Below are 24,156 nucleotides of genomic sequence, written 5' to 3' on the forward strand. Positions count from 1 at the left end.
TTGCAAGTGCTAATTAACAGGCCTATCCTGCGCCGCCAGTAAACAGCCAGATATAGCTGACGGTTGGAGAAAAACATTATGAAAATCATAATCTTAGGTGCAGGACAAGTAGGCGGGTCATTAGCACTTAGCCTGGCTAATGAGAATAATGACATCACGCTTGTTGATACTAATGCTACTGTTTTGCAAGATATCCAAGACCGTGCTGACTTACGTACCATTGCAGGAGAAGCTTCTCATCCTTCGGTGTTATCACAAGCGGGTGCGAAAGATGCTGACATGATTATCGCTCTTACCAATAGTGATGAAACCAATATGGTCGCTTGCCAGGTTGCGTACACCTTGTTTCATACACCCACTAAAATTGCTCGTATTCGGGCAGTGGAATATCTAGCGTATAGCGACTTGTTTGTGCAAGAAGCGTTGCCAGTTGATGTGTTAATCAGTCCTGAGCATTTGATTTCACAATATATTCAACGTTTGATTGAACATCCGGGTTCATTACAAGTGCTAGATTTTGCAGAAGGCAAAGTAAAACTTTTAGCCATGCGTGCAGAACTTGATGGCCCTTTAATTGGCAAGCGGGTAGATGAAATCTGGGAGGCCATGCCAGAAACTGAAGCAAAAGTAGTTGCAATTTATCGCAATAATAAGTCCATTACATTGCATAGCGAAGGGCATATTCAAGCTGATGATGAAGTATTTTTTCTTGCTTCATCTTCCAATGCCGCCTCGATTACTGCGAAATTGCGCGGTACAGAAAAGCCGTATAAACGAATTCTGTTAGCTGGAGGAGGTAATATTGGGCTGCATCTTGCTAAGTCTCTTGAAAATAAATACCAAGTTAAAATCATTGAGCGTTTTCCAGAGCGTGCAAGTTATTTGTCTGAGGCACTTGATAAAACTATTGTTTTACAAGGTGATGCAGCTGATCAAGACATGCTGCGCGAAGAGAATATTGAAAATATGGATGTATTTTGCGCCCTTACCAATGATGATGAAGCGAATATTCTTTCTGCTATGCTCGCCAAACGTTTGGGCGCAAATAAAGTCATGTCACTCATCAATCGTCCCAGTTATGTAGATTTAGTTGAAAGTGGCATGATCGATATTGCTATTTCGCCTCAACAAGTTACTTTGGGCACTTTACTTACACATGTGCGTAAAGGCGATATTGTTTCAGTACATTCTTTACGTCGTGGTGCAGCAGAGACCATCGAGGCGGTTGCGCATGGCGATAAAAAGACATCTAAGGTTGTGGGGCGTAACATAGAACAAATTAACCTTCCAAACGGCGCAACCATTGGCGCAATTGTTCGAGGCGAGGCAGTTATAATGGCTGAAGCAGATATCATTATAGAGTCTGAGGATCATGTAATTATCTTTTTGGCCGATAAAACAGGTGTTAAAGATATAGAACGACTGTTTCAAGTTAGTGCAACGTTTATATAACTCAAGCTTAATAGTCACGCGCAGTCAAGAAGCCCACTATTTGTAAATATTTTCTTAAATATTTATACATTCAAACACTCTCATGCAAAGAAAAACTATTCAACGCGTACTAGGATTTTTGCTTGCATGGTTTAGCTTTACTATGCTGCCGCCTATTTTGGTGGATGTAATCTACGAAGAAGGTGCATATGCTCCATTCGCAATTGCATTTATGATTACTCTCATCACTGGTTTGTTGTTGTGGTATCCAGTGCGTAGTTACCGAAATGATTTACGCTTACGGGATGGTTTTTTAGTTGTTGTGTTATTTTGGACAGTGCTGAGCTTGTTTGGTGCATTGCCATTGTTATTAAGTAACTCTCTTTCTTTAGGCATTACGAATTCAATTTTTGAATCGGTTTCAGGGTTAACCACCACTGGCGCAACGGTGATTACCAATCTTGACCAATTACCAAAATGTATTTTGTTTTACCGCCAGGCCCTACAGTGGTTAGGCGGTATGGGAATTATTGTTTTAGCGGTGGCCATTCTGCCTATGTTAGGTGTAGGCGGTATGCAACTTTATCGCGCAGAAACACCAGGTCCTGTCAAGGATACCAAGTTGACTCCGCGTATTAAAGAAACTGCAAAAGCACTTTGGTATATCTATTTGTCTTTAACGATTGCGTGTGCAATTGGTTATTGGCTAGCGGGCATGAGCATATTTGATGCGATAAGCCATAGTTTTTCTACTGTAGCGATTGGCGGATTCTCAACTCATGATGAAAGTATAGGCTATTTTCGTAGCATGCCGATTGAAACCGTTTCCATTATTTTTATGTTGTTGTCTGGCTTAAATTTTGGTTTGCACTTTATTACCTGGAAATCACAAAGTTTACGACATTATTTTCAGGACGCTGAATTTAAAACTTACTTTTTTGTAATTATTTCTATCACTACAATTACTGCAGTGTTTTTGCGTATCGGTGAAGTGTATCTGAGTTGGGGCGATGCATTTTCAAAAGCAGTATTTCATGCTGTGTCTATTGCTACTACGACGGGTTTTACCACTTCCCAATACCATTTCTGGCCTAGTTTTTTACCATTGCTGCTAATACTGGCAAGTTTTATCGGTGGCTGCACAGGTTCAACTGGTGGAGGAATGAAAGTGATTCGGGTGTTGCTATTGGTTAAACAAGGTATGCGAGAGATGATGCGTCTGATTCATCCCAATGCAAAAATTGCAGTAAAAATAGGTTCTAAAGCAGTCGATGGACGTGTTATTGAAGCGGTATGGGGCTTCTTCTCGGCCTATATCGGCGTATTTGTCGTAATGCTTTTATTGTTAATGGCATCTGGCTTAGATCAAGTTACAGCATTTTCAGCAGTGGCCGCAACACTAAATAATCTTGGTCCAGGTTTAGGTGAAGTAGGCGCCAATTACACTAGCATTAACGATTTTAGTAAGTGGGTATTGTGTTTAGGCATGTTATTGGGACGTCTCGAAATCTTTACCTTATTGGTTATACTGACTCCAGCATTTTGGCGTCGTTAATTTATGGCTGACCATACTAGTGAAAAAAAGTGGAATGATATTTACACCACCCAATTTCAAATAGAAAGTAAATTAGAAACTAAAGCTGCAAGTGTTCTACTTGACTATGCCTATTTATTGCCTAGTAGTGGATTAGCATTAGACCTCGCCTGTGGTTTAGGCGGCAATGCTATTTATTTAGCACAATGTGGGTTGAACACTCATGCTTGGGACATCTCAGCAATAGCAATTGAAAGAGTGCAAGCGCATTGTCAGGAAACAAATATTTCTATTGCTGCAGACGTTAGGGATATTGAGCAACACCCACCCACATCGAATTCATTTGATGTAATTTGTGTCAGCTATTATCTAGAGAGAACATTAACGCAAGATATTATTGCGGCATTAAGACCTAAGGGTTTATTGTTTTATCAGACATATACAAATGAAAAAGTATCTACTGTGGGGCCTAGTAATCCACAATATCGATTGCAGCAAAATGAGTTGTTAGCATTATTTTCACCTCTGCATGTACTTGCGTATCAAGAACATGGAACGGTAGGCAATGTTAAAAAAGGTTTGCGAGACGTTGCAAGCTTAGTTGCCCAGAAAAGATGAGCCAAAAGATGATCAAGAAAATACAGTAGTGGAATTACTAACTTTATATCCGGAAATTGAGCCTTATCATGAATTTCAACTTAAGGTTTCACCTATACATACAATATGGATTGAGGAGTGCGGTAATCCCCATGGCATCCCAGTAGTGTTTCTACATGGCGGGCCTGGCGCAGCATGCGAACCGTTTCAACGTAGATTTTTTGACCCCGAACAATATCGCATTATTTTATTTGATCAACGTGGTTGTGGTCGTTCTACACCACATGCGGAGCTAGCTGAAAACACAACACAGCATTTAGTTGCTGATATAGAAACCATTCGTAACTACTTAAAAATTGAAAAGTGGTTAGTGTTTGGTGGGTCTTGGGGTTCAACACTGGCGCTAGTTTATGCTGAAACACATACAGAATGTGTGACCGGACTCATTTTAAGAGGAGTGTTTCTTTGTCGCCCACGAGATATTCAATGGTTCTATCAAGATGGGGCTAGCTATATTTATCCTGATCTTTGGCAAGACTATATTAAAGTAATTGCTAAAAATGAACGTGATGATCTGGTATCTGCGTTCTATAAACGTTTGACTAGTGAAGAGGAAAGTATTCAATTAGAGGCTGCGCGTGCTTGGTCGATCTGGGAAGGCAGTACTTCTAATCTTATAGCAAAGCCTAGTGTGTTAAATCATTTTGCGGATGACCATACTGCATTGAGTTTAGCGCGCGTCGAATGTCATTTTTTTGTTAATAATTCATTTTTAAACGACAATCAGGTGCTAGTAGAAGCCCATAAGCTTCGCGACATACCTGGCGTGATCGTGCATGGCCGATATGACGTTGTTTGCCCTGTTGAACAGGCCTATGCATTACACCAATCTTGGTCTACTGCTGAACTTATAATCACTCCAAAATCTGGTCACTCTGCCACTGAAGATGAGAATGTCGATGCATTGGTGCGTACCACACAAAATTTTGTAAAATTACTATCATGATCGCTTTGTTACAACGCGTATCTAGTGCCAGTGTAGTTGTTAATAATATAAAAGTTGCAGAGGCTAATGCTGGAGTGTTGGTGTTTCTTGCAGTGCAAAAACAAGATACCGAGAAAATGGCTGAGCAAATGCAGCAGCGAATATTATCGTATCGAATGTTTGCAGACGATGATGATAAAATGAATAAAAACATCTGCGAAGTACAGGGGGATATTCTACTTGTACCGCAATTCACCCTAGCAGCGGATACCACAAAAGGTTTAAGGCCTAATTTCTCTGCTGCAGCGACTCCTGATCATGCTAAGAGGCTGTTTGACTATTTTTTAGACAAATTAAAAGCGGAATATGCTAGAGTTTCATCAGGAAAGTTCGCTGCGGATATGCAGGTACATCTGGTTAATAACGGACCGGTAACTTTCTGGCTAGAGATATAGTAAGAACTATAAAAATTTATTTAATTAACTAAAAACCACATCTCCTGTGACTGCACGTACTGCCAGCGTTGAACGCAATACCAACGAAACTCAAATTTCGATCCAGCTTAACATTGATGGCACTGGCCAATCTTCGCTACAGACGGGTCTGCCATTTTTTGAGCATATGATTGATCAAATTGCTCGTCACGGCATGTTGGATCTAACCATCGATGCAAAAGGTGATTTAGAGATTGATGCTCACCACACTGTAGAAGATGTTGGCATTACCTTAGGCCAAGCATTTAGCCAAGCGATAGGTGATAAAAAAGGAGTGGTTCGTTATGGACATGCTTATGTGCCATTAGATGAAGCGCTTTCGCGAGTGGTAATCGATTTTTCAGGGCGGCCAGGTTTAGAATTTCGTGTGGACTTCCCTCGTGCGCGCGTGGGTGATTTCGATGTAGATTTAACCCATGAGTTTTTTCAAGGTTTTGTAAATCACGCTAATGTGACTTTGCATATAGACAGTTTATCTGGGGTGAATTCCCACCACATTGCGGAGACTATTTTTAAAGCATTTGGACGTGCTCTGCGTATGGCAGCAACGCCGGATGAACGTATGCAAGGCATAATACCGTCTACTAAAGGAAGTTTGTAAACAGCACACTTACGTAAAGCATGAGTAACATTGCCATTATTGACTACGGTATGGGGAATTTATATTCCGTTACCAAGGCGATTGAGTATGTTGCCGAGCCAAAAGATTATATTATAGTTACCTCAGATGCAGATAAAATTGCGTCTAGTGATAAAGTAATTTTTCCTGGTCAAGGAGCGGCTAAAGACTGTATGTCTGCTTTGCAGCAATGTGATCTGCAATCTGCAATTATCGATGCTGCAAGTCAAAAACCTTTTCTAGGTATATGCATGGGCATGCAGGTGTTGATGCAAATGAGCGAAGAAAATGATGGTATCGATTGTTTGGGGCTGTATAGCGGTAGTGTGAAATATTTTGGTAACCATTTAACCATAGGCTCTGGAGAGGATAGCTATAAGGTGCCGCATATGGGTTGGAATTGCATCGAACAGCAACAGAGCCATCCTTTATGGAAAAATATTTCAGAATCGAGTTATTTTTATTTTGTGCACAGCTACTTTGTGGCAACTGAAAATGAACGTTTAATTGCCGGCACAACAAATTATGGTCCAACATTTACTTCGGTAATCGCACAAGATAATGTGTTTGCGATGCAATGCCATCCTGAAAAAAGTGCTCAGGCAGGCTTGCAACTCCTTAAAAACTTCATACATTGGGACGGCAACAACACCGTTAATTAAATCATGATTGTTATACCTGCAATTGACTTGAAAGATGGTAAATGTGTACGCCTGCGACAAGGCGGCATGGAAGATGTAACGGTATTCTCTGAAGATCCGGTAGCGGTAGCAGATCAATGGGTGGAAGCAGGCGCAAAGCGCTTACACATAGTAGATTTAGATGGCGCTACTTCGGGCGGGCCTGTGAACCGTGAAATTATTCACAGTATAGCCGAGAATCACCCTGATTTAGAGATTCAAGTAGGCGGTGGAATACGTGACGAAGATACCGTGCAAGCTTATCTAGAGGTTGGCGTTCAATATGTGATTATCGGTACTCGAGCAGTTAGTGCACCACATTTTGTGAATGATCTTTGTTTAGAGTTTCCAGGACATATAATTGTTGGCTTAGATGCTAAAGATGGCAAAGTGGCTATCGATGGTTGGTCAAAGTTATCCCATCACGACGTAATTGATATGGCACAGCATTTTGAGACAGATGGTGTCGCTGCAATTGTGTTTACCGATATCAGTAGAGACGGCATGATGCAAGGCTTAAACGTTGAATCCACCGCAGAGCTATCTGCTGCAATCCATATTCCTGTAATTGCTTCAGGTGGAGTGACGGATGAAAATGATATCAAGCGCTTATGTGAGTGTGATGAAGAAGGTATCATTGGCGTGATCGTTGGCCGAGCGCTTTATGAAGGTACCATCGAATTTCAGCATGCACAAAAACTTGCTGATTCTTATCAATCATAACTATTTCTAAATAATCATTTGGTAAGCAACGGATATTTTTTCTGTTTCTACAAATAGTATTTCTAAAAGACATAAATAACATGCCGCTTGCGAAACGTATCATCCCTTGTTTAGATGTGGATGCAGGGCGAGTAGTTAAAGGTGTAAAGTTTGTAGATATTCGTGATGCAGGCGACCCAGTTGAAGTGGCTAAGCGTTACGATCATGAAGGTGCAGATGAAATTACCTTTTTAGATATCACAGCAAGTTCAGAAAATCGTGACACTATGATTAATGTGGTTGAACAAGTTGCAGCTCAAGTATTTATTCCTTTAACGGTAGGGGGTGGCATACGTAAAGTGGAAGATATTCGCACCATGCTAAATGCGGGTGCTGATAAAGTGGGTATTAATACTGCCGCTGTTTTTAATCCAGAATTTGTAAAACAGGCCAGTGATAAAGTCGGCTCCCAATGCATCGTAGTCGCTATCGATGCCAAGCAAATAAGTAAAGTCGGCGAGCCGTTAAAATGGGAAATCTTTACCCATGGTGGACGTAAGCCTACAGGGCTAGATGCGCTAGAATGGGCGCAGAAGATGCAAGATTACGGAGCAGGTGAGATTTTATTAACGAGTATGGATCGGGATGGCACTAAGATAGGATTTGATCTGCAGTTGACACGTGCCATAAGTGAGGCCGTTGGTATTCCGGTTATCGCCTCTGGGGGTGTAGGTACGTTGGCGCATTTGGCGGATGGCGTGACAATAGGCAAGGCAGATGCTGTACTCGCGGCTAGTATTTTTCACTTTGGCGAATACACTATACAAGAGGCAAAAAGTTATATGGCACAGCAAGGGATTGTGGTGAGAAATTAATTATGAGCAATAAAGATGCCTTGCAAAAATTAGCTGAGATTCTTGAGCAGCGTAAAGATGCTAAAGCGGATGAATCTTATGTCGCTAGTTTATATGAGTCTGGCCTTGAAAAAATTCTAGCCAAGATTGAAGAGGAAGCTGTTGAAACGATTGATGCTGCAAGAAAAGCGGACGCTAAACATCTTATACATGAAGTTGCTGACTTGTGGTTTCATTGTATGGTGTTGTTGGCACAGCAGAATTTAAGTCACGAAGATGTGCTAGAGGAATTAAATCAGCGCTTTGGAATTTCAGGGCTGGTTGAAAAAGCTCAGCGTTAGTCTCAGCAAGATATTTTGTGAATTTAAATTAAATACTTATTTATAGTTTTTATTAGGAGTTTAGATTATGGGAATTAGTCCTTGGCAATTACTGATTGTACTCGTTATTGTTGTATTAATTTTTGGCACAAAAAAATTACGCAATATGGGGGGCGATGTCGGTGGCGCAGTTAAAAATTTCAAAAAGTCCATGAAAGATGAAGACGATAAAGGCGCAGACGATGCAGCAAAGTCTGAAACAGACGACACTACACCAAAAGAATAAATCCCTAAAATCATAGATACGCATGTTTGATTTTGGATTTTGGGAGCTTGCCATTGTTATGGTGATTGCTTTACTTGTGGTTGGCCCGGAACGCTTGCCCGCCTTAGCAGGTCAGATTGGCAAATGGGTCGGCAAAGCAAAACGAATGATTGCCAGCGTTCGCTCAGATATTGAGTCTGAGATTAAAGCAGCGGAGCTGAAAGAAATTTTAGAAAAGCAGCAAGGTGAAATTGGTGAGCTTAAGGAAATGCTGAAAGGCACCCAAAATGAAATAGAAAAAGAATTAGACCTTGAAAATGAAAATGAAAATGAGGATGAGGGGAAAGGTGACCGTGAACTAATTCGAGCGGTTGAGAACCACATCGAATCAACCAAACAGAAAGAGTTGTTATTAAGTTCAGAAGAAAGCGCAAAAATAGGCCCAAATATGGATAAGGCTGAACAAAAGCATGACGACAACTAACGACACATCTAGCAGTAATCAAAAAAATGAAACGCTTTTAACGCATCTTTATGAATTGCGTAGCCGATTACTGTGGATTGTCGGCAGTGTGATGTTTGTTTTCATGTGTTTATTTTATTTTGCAAACGATCTATACGGATATTTAGCAGGTCCGTTGATGGCACATATGCCAGAAGGCAGCTCTATGGTTGCTATAGATGTTGCTTCACCATTTTTAACACCTTTTAAACTGGTTTTTGTACTCAGTATTGTATTGGCAATACCGGTTATTCTTTTTCATGTCTGGGGATTTATCGCACCAGGACTCTATAGTCACGAAAAACGTTTAGCTTTTCCGATTATTGTTTCAAGCTGGGTTCTTTTTTATATCGGTATGGCGTTTGCTTATTTTGTAGTGTTTCCATTGATGTTTGCTTTTTTTACCCGGGTTGCGCCTGAGGGCGTAGCGGTAATGACCGATATAGGGCGTTACTTAGATTTTGTACTGAAAATATTTATTGCTTTTGGTGTCGCTTTCGAAGTGCCGATAATCACTTTTGTGCTGGTTAAATTAGGCATCACCACATCGGATCAATTAGCGACTAAACGTCCTTATGTGATTGTGGGCGCGTTTGTTGTTGGGATGTTGCTCACTCCACCAGATATTATTTCGCAATTTTTATTGGCCATACCAGTATGGCTATTATTTGAACTAGGTTTATTATTGTCGCGCGTAATGATTAATAATAGGAGTACAAATGAATTAGAAGCTTCAGAACGCCAGGAGCCTCGGTTTAGTGCATTAAGTAAAGAGGAACATGCAATAGAAATCGATGATAATGAATTATTAGATGAACCTCCTGAAGATAAATGATCACCAATGAATCAAGTTCACTTTGATTAAACATACCCGCCTCGATAATTAATTATAAAAACTGTTTTAACCGTGGAAAAAAAAGTAACCCTTCGAAATCGTGCCATGCTACTAATCCTGGATGGCTTTGGCACGAACCCTAGTAAATCCAATAATGCAGTGTTGCAAGCTAAGACACCTAATCTAGATGAATATTTTTCTAATTATCCGCATACCGTATTAGAAGCTTCAGGCGAGGCTGTAGGACTGCCACCCGGACAAATGGGTAATTCTGAGGTGGGTCATATGACGATTGGTTGTGGTGCTATTATTACTCAAGACTTAATCCGTATAAATGCTGCTATTGCCGATGGTAGTTTTTATGAAATGTCTCCATTACGTCGTGCTTTGGAAAATGCAAAGAAGAAAGAAGGCTATGTCCATATTATCGGACTGATGTCAGATGGCGGTGTGCATTCGCACATCAACCATACTCTTGCGTTAATGAAACTTTGCCACGAAGTGCAAGTACGACCTGTGCTACATATCATTACAGATGGCCGAGATACAGCGCCTAAAAGTGCAAAAATATATGTAAAACGTTTAGAAGATGCGCTTCTTGAAGTTAATGGCACCATTGCAACCTTAATGGGTCGTTACTATGCAATGGATCGGGATCGCAGATGGGAACGCACCCTTAAAGCCTGGCAAGCACTCGTACAATTAAAAGGCGAAAAATGCACCGACGCAATAGATGCGATTGACAAAGCGTATGCGCGCGGTGAGTCAGATGAATTTATTTTACCTTCTGTGCTAGGAAACGCGATGCCATTAACGTCCGAGTCAGAAGTGATCTTTACTAATTTTCGTAATGACCGTCCGCGCCAAATCAGTAAAGCGCTCGCAAAGCCAGACTTTAGTTCATTTGATCGCGGGCCAGGTTATGAGCCCATCAAACTTACTAAAATGACTAAATACAGTAAGGAATATCTGGGTCCTGTAGTGTTCGCGCCTCGCAAACCAGAAACTAATCTGGCGGAGATTATTTCTAAGCATGGCTTGTACCAATTTCATTGTGCTGAAACCGAAAAATACCCGCACGTGACGTACTTTTTAAATGGTGGCCATGAAGAAGCTTATGAAGGAGAAGATAGGAAAATGGTGCCATCTCCAAAAGTGGCTACCTATGATCTACAACCCGAAATGAGCGCAGAAGAAGTTGCAGATGAAGTGATCAAGGCCATTAATAATGATACGTATTCATTAATTGTTGCAAACTTTGCCAATGCCGACATGGTGGGTCATACCGCAATCAAAGAGGCAGTCGTCGCTGCGATTGAAGCCCTGGATCTACATGTCGGCCGAGTTTTAGATGCTGCTAAAGTTAAGGGGGTCTCTGTCCTGTTGACTTCTGATCATGGTAACTGTGATGAGATGATCGATCCGCGTACTAAGGAGCCGCATACTCAACATACAACGTATCCTGTACCTTGTTTAGTTATTGATGATGGCGCCTGGGATTTGTCCAACGGCCAAGGGTTGAGTGCAGTAGCGCCAACGATTTTAGAATTGATGGGTATTGAACAGCCTAAATCAATGACGGGTGAATCTTTACTCATTCACCATATTGGAGAGTAATATTTGTATAGAGAATTTATTATAACTAATGTTCTTAACCCGTTTTAGTCAAACGGATTCCACCATTTTTTCTTCTTTTTATTTTCTTCTTGAGCTTTTTCATAGGTTGGTTGTGACGCAAGGTATTCCTCTTCAGTGGGAGGTGTGTAAGAGTCGTCTAATACTCTGGCAACTTCAGTTGAGTCTACTCCTGTTTGCTTAGCATTGGTTGCATCGGCTAGTGTTCTGATCGCATTCACCATTTGACCAGGATCAGCCGTTTTGCGTAACTGAATTTTAGTAGTATTGCCTTGTTCATTTTTTTCGTGTTTTCGTTTTAACTTAGTTTTCATGTCCGCACGTAAATTTTTCCATGGGTCAGCGGTAACATATTTGCGTTTTATAGCCGCACTGGACACCGTTAATCCTGTCTGCCCATATAAAAGTTTACCTTTACCAGCTTCATTCACTTTTAAATCTTTGCGTGAGATAGAAAAGGCGACATCAATGCATTTAGTCACCCATGAATCAACATCAGGCGACATCTTCCATTGGGTGCACACTTTTTTAATATAATTCAAATTTTCAGGGGTAATGTCAATGGAACGTGCATCTATACCACCACGTAACGCATTGATAGCTTTTCGTTCATCAGCGCTGAGACCTGTAGCATCTGTTTGGCCTCCTTCTTGTACAATAATAACCGGCTTTTGGTAGGGTTGATAACTCTCGGCTTGATTAGAGGTGGCGGTGCATAATTTTGTAATTTGCTCCTGATTAAATCCCTTATCTAAGTAATACTGAATCGTTTCTTGGGTACATTCAGCAAAGCTTGTTGCAGGGAGTAATAGGAGAATGAGGATTAATTTTTGCATAGTAGACCTGTGTTAACAATCCGACGTTATTAATGAGATTATAGTATGAAGATAAAGTTCTTGTATCAAGCATATATCAGGCATAAACCATTAAAGTTTAGCTGAGAACTTGAAATTAAATCATGGAATATAAAAAAAGCCCCCAAGAATGGGGGCTTTTTACTTATTCCCCAGTAACTACCAGGAAATAAAATACAGCGTGTTTTCTCTAACAGTTCAATTAGAACGCTTGGGTAATACTAACTCCCCAAACTTCTGAGTCAGAACCGGCTGATAGAGAGCCGTCGCCAGCTGCCCAAAAACCTGTGTCGTATCGAGAATTATCCTCGTTATCAACTTCAACGTATTTAAGCGCAAACATGGTTCCACCGGATGTGGTGAAGTCAACACCTAAGCTGATTGAAGAAGCGTCTGTGTCATTATCAGTGTCACAGCCATCGGATACACCGCAGTCATATTCATCTGCATCCAAGTAGGTGCCACGAACAGCCCAGCCGTTACCGAACTGATGGTTTAATGAAACCATCCAGGTGTCTTTTCCAAGCTCAAGGTCTGTTGCACCAAGTGTTCCTGTAGATACAAATGTAGAAATTGCGCCTAGTGTGTCGACCATACCATCATCGTCTGTATCGACCATGAATCCACAATCATCCCAGTCATATTCTAGTTCTTCATACATTGCGGCAATGGCAGTTGAACCGCCTCCACCCCATTGGTGTATGTATTGAGCTGAAATACGCGCGCCGGTGTCATCTGAATCATCACAATTAAAATCAACCGCTGCCCACTCATCATGCATTGAATAAGATACGGCCATCCAAAAATTGTCACCATTAGCTAGTGGCTTATTAAAGGTTGCACCAAATTCCGTCAAGCGAGGATCAAGCTTTGTAGCACCACTGGTTGCGGTGGCAACTTCTTCATCACCCATATCATGCGTAGTCGTCGCAACTCTAAAAGCAAAGCCATTAAAGTTAGGTGACAAATACTGGACCAAGCTGTCTTGTCGCTTGTTGAATCCGTTAGCACCAACTGAACCTGCACCAATGGAAGGACCTGAACCAGGGCCAGTGTAGTCAAAGTTGTTAATGGTACCCATTAAAGAGGTATGTGATGTGAAGTCTGCGTCCCAGTATGGATCGATCCAGGCTGCATGCACTACGTTGTAAGGTGTGAGCCAGTTGCCCCACATAACCTCACCAAATGCACCACTTATACTAATTTTAGAGTTACGATTACACCAGGCTGGGCCTACGCCACCGAACTCACCACCAAATTGCATAAATTGCTCACATTGGAAATTAGCTTTTACTGCTTGACCGCCTGTTGAAAGACCTGTGTCAATACTGGCTTTGAAGCCAAGGTTTGCAGCGTTATTTCTAATTTTTTGTGACTCTTGGTCGCTGCTAGTCTCCGCTGTGTTATTTTCAACATCAGTGAATTCATACGACCAGTTATGCCAACTATAAATTTGCCATTCAGCAGCTGGAACGTAGCCGATAGTGTCATTGGCGGTTGCAGCAAAAGATGCAAGGCCTAGCACTACAGCTGACGCCGTTGCTAATAGTTTAGTTTTCATGAAGATACTCCTCTTCGTTAACTAAGGTTTAAAGATAAAAGAAAAATACTCGAGTAATTTTCCTAGACGAGATTACTCATACTTATTTTGGTTACAACCTTAGTAATAAAACGAAGGTGCTTCCCTCCCTCTGTATGATTCATCTCAATCTGTTTAAGTAAGTAGTTACATCCTTGCAACACTCCGCACAGATCCAATACAACAAAAGTTGTATTTGTGCGACAGATTGCCTTTTGGCGTGAACGAAGTCAACTAATTTACGTTGTATTTACGCAACAAATTAAGCAAAAGTTATAATCTTTACAAACAACTAGCCGTATTTCTTGGCGTATGCACTGATATGGTTAATGAAGTGAATTTGAGGGCAATTGTTGTAAATAAGCAACATAGTAGTAAAAGATAGAGTAAGGTGTTGATTAAATTAAGGAATATTATCTTTTATGCGTATTAAGCAACAAATCTAGACGTAGTCTTGCTTAGGGAATGAGTGGCTCTTATGTAAGTATAGTTAGATAGAGATGGTTGGATTGATTATTCGATGATTTTCAACAAATTGAGTATTTTTTTAGATTAAGCTAGATCTAACTAATGTTTTGTCGGCATATTCTATGAACTGATCTGGAGAGCGCCCTTCAGCACTTCTTACTTCTATATAGTGAGCCTGAATCAATTGTGTTGAAAGGACAAATTGGATGTCTGTGAATTTACTAGTCGCGCTCTTTATACTTGTGGTAGGCGCTGCAGTACTAATTTGGAATTAGGGCTGTCACGCATACATAAAATATTTTTGTATTGTATTTTTTAACAAGTAATTACTCTTAAATTACTCTTAAAACTTTATTTACAAAGTTAATCTTATAAATTAATTCCCTTCGTATTGAATTTTATTGTTGATATTGACCTGGCGGCACAAAGTTTAGCTTCTCTTCAGGCTGGTATTCGCGATCAAAAATCAACTCAATCGAAATCTCTCCATTTTTTTCCAATGCCTTTATTTGCTTTAATTCAGGTAATGCGTGGGCGAGATAGGCGCAGCTTGCTGCTGAAAGTACTTCTTCGTCATTCAAAATAGCCGAAATTAAGTTTGCTGCAACAAATTCAACCCGTTGTTCAAGAGTAGGGTTGGTAATTTCTACACTACCAAGCGTTAGACCTTGGCTTAGTTTTTCTTCCATAAGCACTAAAGATTGTTGTTGGGTAGATGAGAGTGTTTTCATGCGGTCATACTCAAGCATGGGTGTGCCATTTACTTGCACAATTAATAGTATGGAAGAATTGTTATTCATTGAAATAGTTGTTTCGTGTTGACTGCGTAATTTAGTAAATAGTTGCTTATGGTTTATTTCTATAACGCCTTTTTAAACTCTAATAATTGTTCGATTCGTTGAGCGATTTGCGAACTTTTTGGTTCAATGGCAAGTGCTTGTCCATATAAAAACAGTGCAATATTATAATTTTTACTTTGTGCATGGAGTTCTGCCCAGTCAGTATAGTGATCTTTTAATAAAGACAAGCCTTGTTTGGCTTGTTGGTTTTGTGGTTCAGATCTCAAAACATTCTGGTACGCTGTTTGAGCTTTTTGATAACTGTTGTAGTTGCGGTTGTTAGCGCCAATATCGGTTTCTATTTGCTGCATGCTTTGTTCCGCTGTAACGAGCAAATTTTGAATTAATGCAGTTTGTTTACTGTTTTGGAGTACGTCAGTATTTGATTCATTAGCGAACTCAGTTGTAGCAATGGTCTCTTGTTGGGCGACGATGGTTTGTAACTTATTTTTTGCAACAGTGTCGTTTGGATCTATGCTTAATGCTTTATTGTAAAAATGGGCTGCACGACTAACCTCGTTATTTTGAAAATAATAATTGGCCCAGCTTAAATATTTGTCATGTACTTTTTTGACACCATCAATCGCAGCCAAGTTGTTAGGATCATTTGTTAGAATATATTGATATGTATCTAGCGCATTATCACCAGCAGGGGTGGATAAATTTTTATTTTCAAGCTGCTGCTTAGCCAGTGCTAGCAGCTCATTAAGCTCCTTGCTAGGTAAAGAGTTATCTACGATATGTATATTTTCTTGGGGGGCTAATACTTTATCTTGATCATTGTGAGAAAGCTCATTGCCCGGTATTTTATTTAGAGATGTAATTTGTTCTTCTAGCTGAATCGTCGCGACATTATTTGTATTTATTTCTGCAGCGTGTGCATTCTCATTGACATTTTTCTCAGCATCTATAGTAGGTTTTTGTGGTTGAGTATCTGAATTTAAAGAGTTTTCAGTTGTGGCGACTACTGTATCAGGTGCTAATTGCTCTTCGATAACAGTATCTTCTGATTGATTTAAGTTAACGTGTTCATTTTGTGATTCTTCAATACTTGTGTTGGGCCCAATTCGAAAAGCGATAAAGGTAATAAATCCTAGGAGGAGAATAGTTATGAGTCCTGCCATAACAGGGAATGATTTTATTTTTGCAGTTCCACGTTTAGCGGGAGGGGTCCATTGCAATGGCATGGATTCGTTTTCTGCCGCATGCTGTCTTTGCAACACCTCGTTGCCTACCGGTTGAATTTGTACGCTTTCTCCTGCATCCCTTTCTTCAGAAGCAATTACAGAATAATTGGTTTGTTGAATTGTCTCTTGGTTATACGGTTTAGTTTTATTTGGCTTTTCGTCTGATTCTACGGATGTTTTTGTAGTAGATTCCTGGGTAGTTCCTTGGGTAGATTTAGCATTATTAATATATTGATATACTTCATGCGAAGGTGGATATGCGTTATCTAAACCTAAGTTTTTATCTATAGCATACTGCTGTGCAAAACTAATGGCACGATTAACAGTGTGGCTTGATATTGAAGTAAGTTGATCTTTTTTAGCTAAGGCAGCACACCATTCGAGTATGACATCTAATACCTGTTGGCTAGATTGAATAAAGTCTGCAAGGGTGCGAAAAGATTCAGATTCAAACTCCAGCCGCTTTATAATAGAAGATATTTTATAGGTTTTTGCTAGGACATAAGCACGTATAGTTTGTTCACTAAGGGTGTCCATCGGAAAGTGGACCAAATCTTCTGAGCCTATTTGCTCAATAGACATAAGTTGGTCTTTAAAAGTTAACGGGCCCGACAGGATCAACTGCAAACTATGATCTTTAGCAGAGGAGCACTTAGCATGCTCAATGAGCTCTGATAAAAAGTTAATGGGTAAACAATGTGCATCATCTAAAGATACAACTAGTTTATCCCCCAAATCAGTGGACTTTAAAAAAAAGTCCTTCATGTTGTACAACTCAGGGCTGCTATTTTTGTCCTTAAGCTTTTCAGTAGAAGGTAAATCTTTCCCAGATAAAGTGATAATGCGGTGTTTTTCAGCGATATCTTTGCTTATAGTGTGAATAAGAGCGGTCTTACCTTTTTTTGCATCACCGGTAATTAAAATGACTCTTTTATCTTCCTGTAATGCAGCGAGTACTGATTCGTAAGTGCACCTAAGAATATTTTTGGGTGCAGGATAATTTGAAGAAGACTCTTCTGATGTGGTATCACTTGGAATAACGGTACTCATGTATCTGCGAGTTGGTAGATTTTTACTTAGGATTATTTGCTAGGAATAATAATATAGTACATAAAGAGATTACCAAGAAAACTTCATGAATTAATTCCTCAATATCGAGAATATTTTGATGTAGCTTGAAGGGGTATGAAATTAATACTAAACCCATGTTAAATATAGGGGTATAGTTGCAGTACGTTAGATGGCTAGCTAGCCACAGTGACTGGGTACTGTATTGCATATACATGAGAATCAAAATACGTAAACTTAAATATGCATATAGGCAACATTAGCCAAAAATCGTCTATACACATACAATCTAAAATGTTTAGTAAAATATTCTAGGCCACTACCGGTTTTTAATAATTTATAAATCAATAAGCGCTATGTCTGATAAACAGAGTGTTCGCTTGGTAAGGAGATATTGTGAGTAATAAAACACAGCAGGGCTTTTCAACCCGCGCTATTCATGCAGGAGCTGCACCAGATGCCACTACAGGTGCACGCGGCACCCCTATACATCAATCAACGGCATTTGTATTTAAAGATGCAGATCATGCTGCAAGGTTATTTGGTTTAGAGGAATTTGGATTTATCTACTCGCGCCTAACCAACCCAACGACGAGTGTTTTACAAGATAGAATGGCAAGCCTTGAGGGCGGAGTAGCAGCGGTCTGTACTGCTTCCGGCCATTCCGCACAACTGCTTGCGTTATTTGCCCTAATGAATAGCGGTGATGAATTTGTGGCTTCCAATAAACTCTATGGCGGGTCTATCACTCAGTTTGGCCATAGTTTTAAAAAATTTGGTTGGGAAGTTAATTTTGTTGATCCCACCGATCCTGAAAACTTTCGTAAAGCGATTAATGAGAAAACCAAAGCCGTATTTACTGAAAGCTTGGCAAATCCAGGTGGTGTGGTGTGTGATATTGAGGCGATTGCAAACATTGCGCATGAATCAGGTATACCACTGATTGTTGATAACACGCTACCATCCCCTGCATTATGTCGACCGATTGAACATGGCGCTGATATCATTGTGCACTCAACGACTAAGTTTATTTCTGGCCATGGCAATGCCATGGGCGGTGTGGTTGTTGATAGCGGCAATTTCGATTGGTCGCAAAATGACAAATTTCCTGGTCTGACAAAAAACTGTGAGGCTTACCAAGGGCTAAATTTCCATGAAACCTTTGGCAATATGGCCTATGCCGTATTTTGTATTGCAGTAGGGTTGCGTGACTTGGGCCCTACTATGGCGCCGATGAATGCATACTTAACTATTACCGGCGCTGAAACTTTGCCATTACGTATGCAAAAGCATGCAGATAATGCTCTAGAAGTTGCAAAGTGGCTACAAGGAAATTCAAAAGTTACATGGGTTTCTTATGCGGGCCTACCTGATAGTGAATTTAATGCCTTAGCCAAAAAATATTGTCCTGATGGTGCCGGCGCTGTATTCACCTTTGGTGTTAAGGGCGGCTACGACATGGGTTTAGGGATTGTAAGTAATTGCAAGTTGCTGTCACATCTTGCAAACATTGGTGACACACGTTCATTGATTATTCATCCTGCTTCGACAACACATCGTCAGCTTACAGAGGAACAACAAATTTCAGCTGGTGCAGGGCCAGATGTGGTGCGCTTATCCATTGGTTTAGAAGATGCCGCTGATATTATCGCTGATCTTGATCAAGCGATATCGGCTAGTAGTTAAATTCTGTATTTAGCTATCTGCTAAATTAACATGTCCTTACTGCGCAAGCATTTGTCTGCTTGCGCAGATTTTGGATCTCTTTTGCTAAAGCCTTTAGCCCATGTTGATATTTTCATCATTTCGACTTCTATCTAGTACAAAGTGCATGTATTTCCGGATAAATGGAGTCTCGGAAATTATTCCAGCTTGTATAGTTTCGTAACCTATGATGATTCTTTGGAGTTAGTTTTTTCATTGTAATCAGAGATTTACGATTTTAATTACAAGAGATCAAAATCAGTCTATTTAATCCGAAATTTAAACCCATTCAGTGCGTTACAGGGTTATTTATTTATGTGAATATCCAATAATTCATATCAGGCTTATTTATTAATGAGCAGTGTTTCGCACAGTTTTCAAAAAGTTTAGACGCGGATTAAACGAATAGAAAATAAATCGATCAAATAGTGATGATTTAATAATTAAATATATGAGGTATAAGCATGAGCACACGTCTACTAAGTAAATTAATTCTAATAGTATTTATATTTATACCATTCGGTGCATCGGCCGCAATTTCAGTTGGTGACACGGTGCCTTCGTTTAAAGCTCGTTCAATTGATGGTAGCAGTAATGTTTCCATGGAAGATTTCCGTGGCAAAGTAGTGTTAATCGATTTTTGGGCATCATGGTGTCCGCCATGTCTTAAGTCATTTCCTAAATATGATGATTTACGCAGAGAGATTGGTACCAGCGATTTTGAAATTGTAGCGATCAATGTTGATGAAAACACAGATGATGCAAAAAAATTCTTATCTAAACACCCAGTAGGTTTTCCAATTGTTAAAGACCCTAAAGGTGTTTTACCTGGGGTATTTGGTGTAAAAGCTATGCCGACTTCGTATTTAATTGACAAAAATGGTGTTGTTAAATATGTTCATGCAGCCTTTAAAGAAGGCGATATTGAAAAGCTTAGAGTTGAAATTGAAAAACTAATTGCACAGTAGAAGCACAAGTATAATCTCGACTTAATTAACCTAAAATAATTATAGGCATAAATAAATTATGAAAATATTTTCGCGTATTTTCGCTGTTCTATTAACCTGTTTCCTTACATTTTCTTGTAGCTCGGTAAGCCCATGGGAGCGAGGTATTTTGGCTAAGCCTGAAATGGCATGGGAGCCTGATCCATTACTGGGTCAATTGCAGGAACATGTCTATTTTAGTAAAGAAGGATCTGCGGGTGGATACGGTGCCGGTGGCGGAGGCTGCGGTTGTAACTGATTTAAATATCTTTCTAAATAACACTAACAAATTAGACAAATAATTAATGAGTAAAAAACAAAGCGGCATCAGTCCCGCATTAGCTGCGTTAACGTCTGCCGCTATGGCATTACCTGGATTTAGCACAGTCGTGAAAGCAGCAGTGGGTGCCAGTGAACCTAAGCTCTCAATGCAATATACCCGTTATGATGAAGACTCCATCCCTAGTGGCGACTCTGATCCTGCTGCTGGAGAACGAGATCGCTACGAAATTGATGTTCTGCAAGTTCAATTCCTTTATCCGCTTAATGAAAAATGGCAACTTACCACAGGGTTTGTTTACGATGATATGAGTGGTTCATCTCCTTGGTATGTAAGGCCTACGGATATAGGAAATGCCACAGGCGATCCACTCGTAGTCATGAGTGGAGCAACAATTGATGACACACGTTATGACTTTAGGGCAGGGTTAGATTACTTTGGTGATAAATATACCATTTCTCCAAGTATCGCGTATTCAACCGAAAAAGATTATAAGTCAATTGCTGGAGGGGTAAGTGTTGAGTATGAATTTCCAAATAAAGCCACATCGGTAAAAGGAAGTATTTCAGCTTCTTTTGATGAGATAGAACCTACCCAGCTAGCCGGCACATTACGTGTAGATAGTGAAGATAAAGAAAATTACACAGTTACTGGTAGCGTTACTCAAGTAATAAATAAATATACTGTATTGCAATCTACATTAGGTGTCTCATATTTTGATGGATTTTTAACAGATCCATATAAGCAAGTATGGATTGGTGTGGGAGGAGGTTTTGAAATAAGACCAGAAAATCGACCCGGCGATCGCACTAAGTATACTTGGGCAACGCAATTACGTAGATATTCCGAGTTACTCAGCGCAGCGTTACATGCAGATTATCGTTTCTACTACGATGATTGGGATGTGCGTTCTCATACTTTAGAACTAGGTTTAAATAAAGTAACTGAGAGTGGCTGGGCGTTTGACACATCGATTCGCTACTATTCACAAACGCAAGCAGACTTTTACGAACCATTCTATCGTCAGGAACGAGCAGATGGCGAGTATTCTAGCGATTATCGCTTATCACCCTATGGGGCAATTTCATTACGATTAGGGTTATCGGAAAGCATTGGCGACTGGACAGTCAGAATTGGTGCTGAACGTTATTTAAGCGACAAGTCCTACTCTTTCCAAAAAGTTGATGTTGAAAATCCAGCTTTACTTGATTATACGCAGTTCACCTTTGGCATGGATTATAGTTTTTAACTATCCAGTTATTGCTTAAAATTTAGTAGACTTCATTATCTTTAGTCTACTGGGGTTTCCTGTTTGGAGCTCTTTACTTTTCCCTTCAAAGCAATGGGTTCGCCATGCGAGCTGCGGCTCTATGCAGCTGATAACAAAACTGCGGACTCAATATCTAATGATGCAATTGCAGAAATACATCGACTAGAAAAAAAATATTCTCGATATCGTGAGGATAGTGTTACTACAAAAATAAATAATAGTGCAGGTGATGAAAATGCTATCGAGGTTGATATTGAGACAGCGTTATTACTCAACTATGCACAAGTAGGTTATGAACAAAGTAATGGGTTATTCGACATCACCTCTGGAATTTTGCGCAAAGTTTGGGACTTTCGATCGAATAAAATACCCACGCAAAAAGACATTGAAGAACTTCTACCATTCATTGGTTGGAATAAGTTAACTTGGAATGCACCTGTACTAAAATTACCATTACAAGGTATGGAGTTAGACTTTGGTGGCTATGTAAAAGAATATGCAGCTGATGTTGCTGCAAACTTTTGCTGCCATGCAGGCGTACAAGGCGGACTTGTAAATTTAGGTGGCGACATTTGTATTATTGGCCCGCATCCTAACGGTGATCCTTGGAAAGTTGGTGTGCGACACCCGCGTAATCCAAATATACCGATGTCGTTTGTGATGTTATCAAAAGGCGGTTTGGCAAGTAGTGGCGACTACGAACGTTTTATGTTGGTAGATGGGGTTCGTTATGCACACATACTAAATCCACAAACTGGTTGGCCAGTGAATAGTCTAGCGAGTACCAGTGTTTGCGCTGAGCAATGTGTAGTAGCGGGAACAACTTCGACCATTGCGATGTTAAAGGGAGAACAACAAGGATCTGCTTGGTTAGAACAACTTGGCTTACCTTATCTATGCATGAATCAAAATGAAGAAATTTTTGGCACATTAAAACGTGTTAGTCGCTTAGAAGTGTAATCTCAGAGGAACTAGTGTTATAAATTGTGCAAATAGCAATTGAGAATTACGGGGAGAGCCTTGAATAATGCATTTACAAAAGTGTGAAAGCCATCACACTTTGAATTAAATCCACAAAGAAAACATAGCAATACGACCGTTTATTCATGCTTTGCTACCACATGTCGTGAAAAAGAGTTACTATTTCCTTGCCACATTGTTCCAACTCCAGTGGCAAACTTGAAAGCCTTGTGGATGGATCCACGGGGCTTTCTTATATCTAGACGCACATTGTTTTGTTTTTATTGAGTTAAAAACTCTTCAATCTGTTCTGCATTTTCTTCAGCATCTGTTTCTCCCAATTCTATTAATCGATTTAAATAATCTGGTTGAAACATTAATAGGGAAAGTGAATCAGGACTCTTTGTATCACGTGTTCCAAAGCCGCGGGTAAAATATCGGAATGGTTGAGGAAGTTTAATTTCATACTGGCTTGCGAGCTTGCCTAAGTCTTCACTCGGCCTCAGAATTAACAAATTCACTTTATTTAATGCTTCTCGAGTTTTTTCATTCACTTCATCGTAGAGCATATTTATGCGGCTCATATTAGCCGCATCATAATCGAGCAAATCTAAAAATATAGAATCGAGCAAAATGCCAATAATCTGCGCTACAGGTGCGAACTCGTCAATCATAGTTTCATCAGGTGTAACTTCACCGCCACGATAACGTGTCGAAATAGCGAGTATTTTTTTTGCGCCTAAATGCATAGTAGGTGAAAGAGGAGCGATCGAACGTATCCCCCCGTCCCCATGCCAACCATCATCGAGCTTTATAGCAGGAAACACTAAAGGTAAGGCTGTTGATGCCATTACATGCTCAACCGTAATTTCAGCACTCTCGCTGCGTCTTCTTGGTCTTTGCCAATGTTCTTCCACATGACCTTGTACCCAGGTGATGGCTTTCCCTGTTCCATAATTTGTGCTGGAAATACCTAAAACTTGTAAGTGACCTTTATCAATATTTTCTTGAATGCCTTGTATTCTATCAGTGGCTTTTGAGGCTAATTTCTTTTCTAAGAATTGTCGTAGTGGATCGCTATCTAATAAACTGCGTTTACGTGGACCCATACGACTGCCGCCAAGAACAAAGCTCAAGCCCCAGCGGAAAAAGTTTGAAAAGAAAAAGCCACTATCCGTATGAAATACTTTATCGGTTGTAAGTTCTTGCCATAGTTCCGCAAGTTGTTCCACTGCCTCGCTAAATGTGCCTTGATAAGCTGCAAGGTGTGCAGCATTAACGGCTCCTGCAGATACACCCGTAATTATTGGAGGACGGAACTCACTATGTTTCTTGCAAATGTAACGCAATACGCCCACTTGATACGCAGCTCGGGCACCACCACCCGTCATGGCTAAACCAAGGTCAGAATTAATTGAAGGCGGCATATTTTTTGACGGTTAAAGTAAGCATATAAAGTGGTGTAGGGTCTATTAAATATAGAGTAGAGTATTATTTCTTACTTTAAG

The 24,156-nt window shown here is 40.1% G+C and carries 24 protein-coding genes; 19 read left to right on the plus strand and 5 right to left on the minus strand.

Annotated elements, in window-relative coordinates:
- The first annotated feature begins 78 nt into the window (after positions 1 to 78).
- From trkA to GKR92_10335, 14 genes are all read left to right on the plus strand, one after another.
- Entirely contained in the window at positions 79 to 1,452 is a 1,374-nt protein-coding gene (gene trkA, locus GKR92_10270; protein QMU62058.1) for a Trk system potassium transporter TrkA, read from the plus strand.
- An 82-nt stretch (positions 1,453 to 1,534) separates the two neighbouring features.
- On the plus strand, positions 1,535 to 2,986 hold the full coding sequence (locus GKR92_10275) for a potassium transporter (GenBank protein ID QMU62059.1): 1,452 nt from the start codon (positions 1,535 to 1,537) through the stop codon (positions 2,984 to 2,986).
- A gap of 3 nt (positions 2,987 to 2,989) precedes the next feature.
- Positions 2,990 to 3,583: a methyltransferase domain-containing protein gene (locus GKR92_10280; GenBank protein ID QMU62060.1), complete on the plus strand. Its 594-nt coding sequence runs from the start codon at positions 2,990 to 2,992 to the stop codon at positions 3,581 to 3,583.
- Between the two features lie 28 nt (positions 3,584 to 3,611).
- Positions 3,612 to 4,568 carry a prolyl aminopeptidase gene (gene pip, locus GKR92_10285; protein ID QMU62778.1) on the plus strand — a complete coding sequence of 319 codons (957 nt, stop codon included), beginning with the start codon at positions 3,612 to 3,614 and terminating at the stop codon, positions 4,566 to 4,568.
- A complete protein-coding gene (locus GKR92_10290; GenBank protein ID QMU62061.1) occupies positions 4,565 to 5,002 on the plus strand; it encodes a D-tyrosyl-tRNA(Tyr) deacylase in 438 nt (145 codons plus the stop codon). Before pip ends, GKR92_10290 begins: the two co-directional genes overlap by 4 nt.
- A gap of 46 nt (positions 5,003 to 5,048) precedes the next feature.
- Positions 5,049 to 5,642, plus strand: a complete 594-nt coding sequence (gene hisB, locus GKR92_10295; GenBank protein QMU62062.1) for an imidazoleglycerol-phosphate dehydratase HisB — start codon at positions 5,049 to 5,051, stop codon at positions 5,640 to 5,642.
- A 20-nt stretch (positions 5,643 to 5,662) separates the two neighbouring features.
- Positions 5,663 to 6,322, plus strand: coding sequence for an imidazole glycerol phosphate synthase subunit HisH (hisH, locus tag GKR92_10300; GenBank protein QMU62063.1), 660 nt, complete (start codon positions 5,663 to 5,665; stop codon positions 6,320 to 6,322).
- 3 nt (positions 6,323 to 6,325) lie between these two features.
- Positions 6,326 to 7,063 carry a 1-(5-phosphoribosyl)-5-[(5-phosphoribosylamino)methylideneamino]imidazole-4-carboxamide isomerase gene (gene hisA, locus GKR92_10305; protein QMU62064.1) on the plus strand — a complete coding sequence of 246 codons (738 nt, stop codon included), beginning with the start codon at positions 6,326 to 6,328 and terminating at the stop codon, positions 7,061 to 7,063.
- 80 nt (positions 7,064 to 7,143) lie between these two features.
- The gene (gene hisF / locus GKR92_10310; protein ID QMU62065.1) at positions 7,144 to 7,917 is read left to right on the plus strand and encodes an imidazole glycerol phosphate synthase subunit HisF; all 774 of its coding nucleotides are present in this window, start codon (positions 7,144 to 7,146) and stop codon (positions 7,915 to 7,917) included.
- 2 nt (positions 7,918 to 7,919) lie between these two features.
- Positions 7,920 to 8,237 (plus strand): phosphoribosyl-ATP diphosphatase, encoded by a 318-nt coding sequence (locus GKR92_10315; protein QMU62066.1) that lies wholly within the window; start codon positions 7,920 to 7,922, stop codon positions 8,235 to 8,237.
- A 67-nt stretch (positions 8,238 to 8,304) separates the two neighbouring features.
- Entirely contained in the window at positions 8,305 to 8,502 is a 198-nt protein-coding gene (gene tatA, locus GKR92_10320) for a Sec-independent protein translocase subunit TatA (GenBank protein QMU62067.1), read from the plus strand.
- Positions 8,503 to 8,524: 22 nt separating this feature from the next.
- The gene (gene tatB, locus GKR92_10325) at positions 8,525 to 8,965 is read left to right on the plus strand and encodes a twin-arginine translocase subunit TatB (GenBank protein QMU62068.1); all 441 of its coding nucleotides are present in this window, start codon (positions 8,525 to 8,527) and stop codon (positions 8,963 to 8,965) included.
- Entirely contained in the window at positions 8,952 to 9,818 is an 867-nt protein-coding gene (gene tatC, locus GKR92_10330) for a twin-arginine translocase subunit TatC (protein QMU62069.1), read from the plus strand. The genes tatB and tatC overlap by 14 nt, the downstream gene beginning before the upstream one ends.
- Positions 9,819 to 9,923: 105 nt before the next feature.
- Positions 9,924 to 11,435 carry a 2,3-bisphosphoglycerate-independent phosphoglycerate mutase gene (locus GKR92_10335; protein ID QMU62779.1) on the plus strand — a complete coding sequence of 504 codons (1,512 nt, stop codon included), beginning with the start codon at positions 9,924 to 9,926 and terminating at the stop codon, positions 11,433 to 11,435.
- A 44-nt stretch (positions 11,436 to 11,479) separates the two neighbouring features.
- Here GKR92_10335 and GKR92_10340 read toward each other — a convergent pair whose 3' ends face one another.
- The 4 genes from GKR92_10340 to GKR92_10355 form a co-directional block, all read right to left on the minus strand.
- Entirely contained in the window at positions 11,480 to 12,289 is an 810-nt protein-coding gene (locus GKR92_10340) for a hypothetical protein (GenBank protein QMU62070.1), read from the minus strand.
- A gap of 220 nt (positions 12,290 to 12,509) precedes the next feature.
- Positions 12,510 to 13,868, minus strand: coding sequence for a porin (locus GKR92_10345; GenBank protein ID QMU62071.1), 1,359 nt, complete (start codon positions 13,866 to 13,868; stop codon positions 12,510 to 12,512).
- 884 nt (positions 13,869 to 14,752) lie between these two features.
- A complete protein-coding gene (locus GKR92_10350) occupies positions 14,753 to 15,154 on the minus strand; it encodes a hypothetical protein (protein ID QMU62072.1) in 402 nt (133 codons plus the stop codon).
- A 59-nt stretch (positions 15,155 to 15,213) separates the two neighbouring features.
- The gene (locus tag GKR92_10355) at positions 15,214 to 17,430 is read right to left on the minus strand and encodes a hypothetical protein (GenBank protein QMU62073.1); all 2,217 of its coding nucleotides are present in this window, start codon (positions 17,428 to 17,430) and stop codon (positions 15,214 to 15,216) included.
- A gap of 414 nt (positions 17,431 to 17,844) precedes the next feature.
- Between GKR92_10355 and GKR92_10360 the strand changes: the two genes are divergently transcribed.
- The 5 genes from GKR92_10360 to GKR92_10380 all read left to right on the plus strand — a co-directional run bounded on the left by GKR92_10360 (position 17,845) and on the right by GKR92_10380 (position 22,648).
- Complete coding sequence (locus GKR92_10360) at positions 17,845 to 19,134, plus strand: O-acetylhomoserine aminocarboxypropyltransferase (GenBank protein ID QMU62074.1); 1,290 nt, start codon at positions 17,845 to 17,847, stop codon at positions 19,132 to 19,134.
- Positions 19,135 to 19,616: 482 nt separating this feature from the next.
- Positions 19,617 to 20,120: a redoxin domain-containing protein gene (locus GKR92_10365; GenBank protein QMU62075.1), complete on the plus strand. Its 504-nt coding sequence runs from the start codon at positions 19,617 to 19,619 to the stop codon at positions 20,118 to 20,120.
- A gap of 58 nt (positions 20,121 to 20,178) precedes the next feature.
- Positions 20,179 to 20,397, plus strand: coding sequence for a DUF4266 domain-containing protein (locus tag GKR92_10370; protein ID QMU62076.1), 219 nt, complete (start codon positions 20,179 to 20,181; stop codon positions 20,395 to 20,397).
- Positions 20,398 to 20,443: 46 nt separating this feature from the next.
- Positions 20,444 to 21,667, plus strand: coding sequence for a DUF3570 domain-containing protein (locus GKR92_10375; GenBank protein QMU62077.1), 1,224 nt, complete (start codon positions 20,444 to 20,446; stop codon positions 21,665 to 21,667).
- Between the two features lie 93 nt (positions 21,668 to 21,760).
- Positions 21,761 to 22,648: an FAD:protein FMN transferase gene (locus GKR92_10380; protein QMU62780.1), complete on the plus strand. Its 888-nt coding sequence runs from the start codon at positions 21,761 to 21,763 to the stop codon at positions 22,646 to 22,648.
- Positions 22,649 to 22,929: 281 nt separating this feature from the next.
- Here GKR92_10380 and GKR92_10385 read toward each other — a convergent pair whose 3' ends face one another.
- Positions 22,930 to 24,075, minus strand: coding sequence for a patatin (locus tag GKR92_10385; GenBank protein QMU62078.1), 1,146 nt, complete (start codon positions 24,073 to 24,075; stop codon positions 22,930 to 22,932).
- Positions 24,076 to 24,156 lie beyond the last annotated feature (81 nt).

Source organism: Gammaproteobacteria bacterium (assembly GCA_014075255.1).
GTDB lineage: Bacteria > Pseudomonadota > Gammaproteobacteria > UBA4575 > UBA4575 > JABDMD01.

What these genes read in the sequence shown, in the direction of transcription:
- trkA (QMU62058.1), top strand. Translation starts at nt 79, where the DNA reads ATGAAAATCATAATCTTAGGTGCAGGACAAGTAGGCGGGTCATTAGCA.
- GKR92_10275 (QMU62059.1), top strand. Translation starts at nt 1,535, where the DNA reads ATGCAAAGAAAAACTATTCAACGCGTACTAGGATTTTTGCTTGCATGG.
- GKR92_10280 (QMU62060.1), top strand. Translation starts at nt 2,990, where the DNA reads ATGGCTGACCATACTAGTGAAAAAAAGTGGAATGATATTTACACCACC.
- GKR92_10290 (QMU62061.1), top strand. Translation starts at nt 4,565, where the DNA reads ATGATCGCTTTGTTACAACGCGTATCTAGTGCCAGTGTAGTTGTTAAT.
- hisH (QMU62063.1), top strand. Translation starts at nt 5,663, where the DNA reads ATGAGTAACATTGCCATTATTGACTACGGTATGGGGAATTTATATTCC.
- hisA (QMU62064.1), top strand. Translation starts at nt 6,326, where the DNA reads ATGATTGTTATACCTGCAATTGACTTGAAAGATGGTAAATGTGTACGC.
- hisF (QMU62065.1), top strand. Translation starts at nt 7,144, where the DNA reads ATGCCGCTTGCGAAACGTATCATCCCTTGTTTAGATGTGGATGCAGGG.
- GKR92_10315 (QMU62066.1), top strand. Translation starts at nt 7,920, where the DNA reads ATGAGCAATAAAGATGCCTTGCAAAAATTAGCTGAGATTCTTGAGCAG.
- tatA (QMU62067.1), top strand. Translation starts at nt 8,305, where the DNA reads ATGGGAATTAGTCCTTGGCAATTACTGATTGTACTCGTTATTGTTGTA.
- tatB (QMU62068.1), top strand. Translation starts at nt 8,525, where the DNA reads ATGTTTGATTTTGGATTTTGGGAGCTTGCCATTGTTATGGTGATTGCT.
- tatC (QMU62069.1), top strand. Translation starts at nt 8,952, where the DNA reads ATGACGACAACTAACGACACATCTAGCAGTAATCAAAAAAATGAAACG.
- GKR92_10335 (QMU62779.1), top strand. Translation starts at nt 9,924, where the DNA reads ATGCTACTAATCCTGGATGGCTTTGGCACGAACCCTAGTAAATCCAAT.
- GKR92_10340 (QMU62070.1), bottom strand. Translation starts at nt 12,289, where the DNA reads ATGCAAAAATTAATCCTCATTCTCCTATTACTCCCTGCAACAAGCTTT.
- GKR92_10345 (QMU62071.1), bottom strand. Translation starts at nt 13,868, where the DNA reads ATGAAAACTAAACTATTAGCAACGGCGTCAGCTGTAGTGCTAGGCCTT.
- GKR92_10350 (QMU62072.1), bottom strand. Translation starts at nt 15,154, where the DNA reads ATGAATAACAATTCTTCCATACTATTAATTGTGCAAGTAAATGGCACA.
- GKR92_10355 (QMU62073.1), bottom strand. Translation starts at nt 17,430, where the DNA reads ATGAGTACCGTTATTCCAAGTGATACCACATCAGAAGAGTCTTCTTCA.
- GKR92_10365 (QMU62075.1), top strand. Translation starts at nt 19,617, where the DNA reads ATGAGCACACGTCTACTAAGTAAATTAATTCTAATAGTATTTATATTT.
- GKR92_10370 (QMU62076.1), top strand. Translation starts at nt 20,179, where the DNA reads ATGAAAATATTTTCGCGTATTTTCGCTGTTCTATTAACCTGTTTCCTT.
- GKR92_10375 (QMU62077.1), top strand. Translation starts at nt 20,444, where the DNA reads ATGAGTAAAAAACAAAGCGGCATCAGTCCCGCATTAGCTGCGTTAACG.
- GKR92_10380 (QMU62780.1), top strand. Translation starts at nt 21,761, where the DNA reads ATGGGTTCGCCATGCGAGCTGCGGCTCTATGCAGCTGATAACAAAACT.
- GKR92_10385 (QMU62078.1), bottom strand. Translation starts at nt 24,075, where the DNA reads ATGCCGCCTTCAATTAATTCTGACCTTGGTTTAGCCATGACGGGTGGT.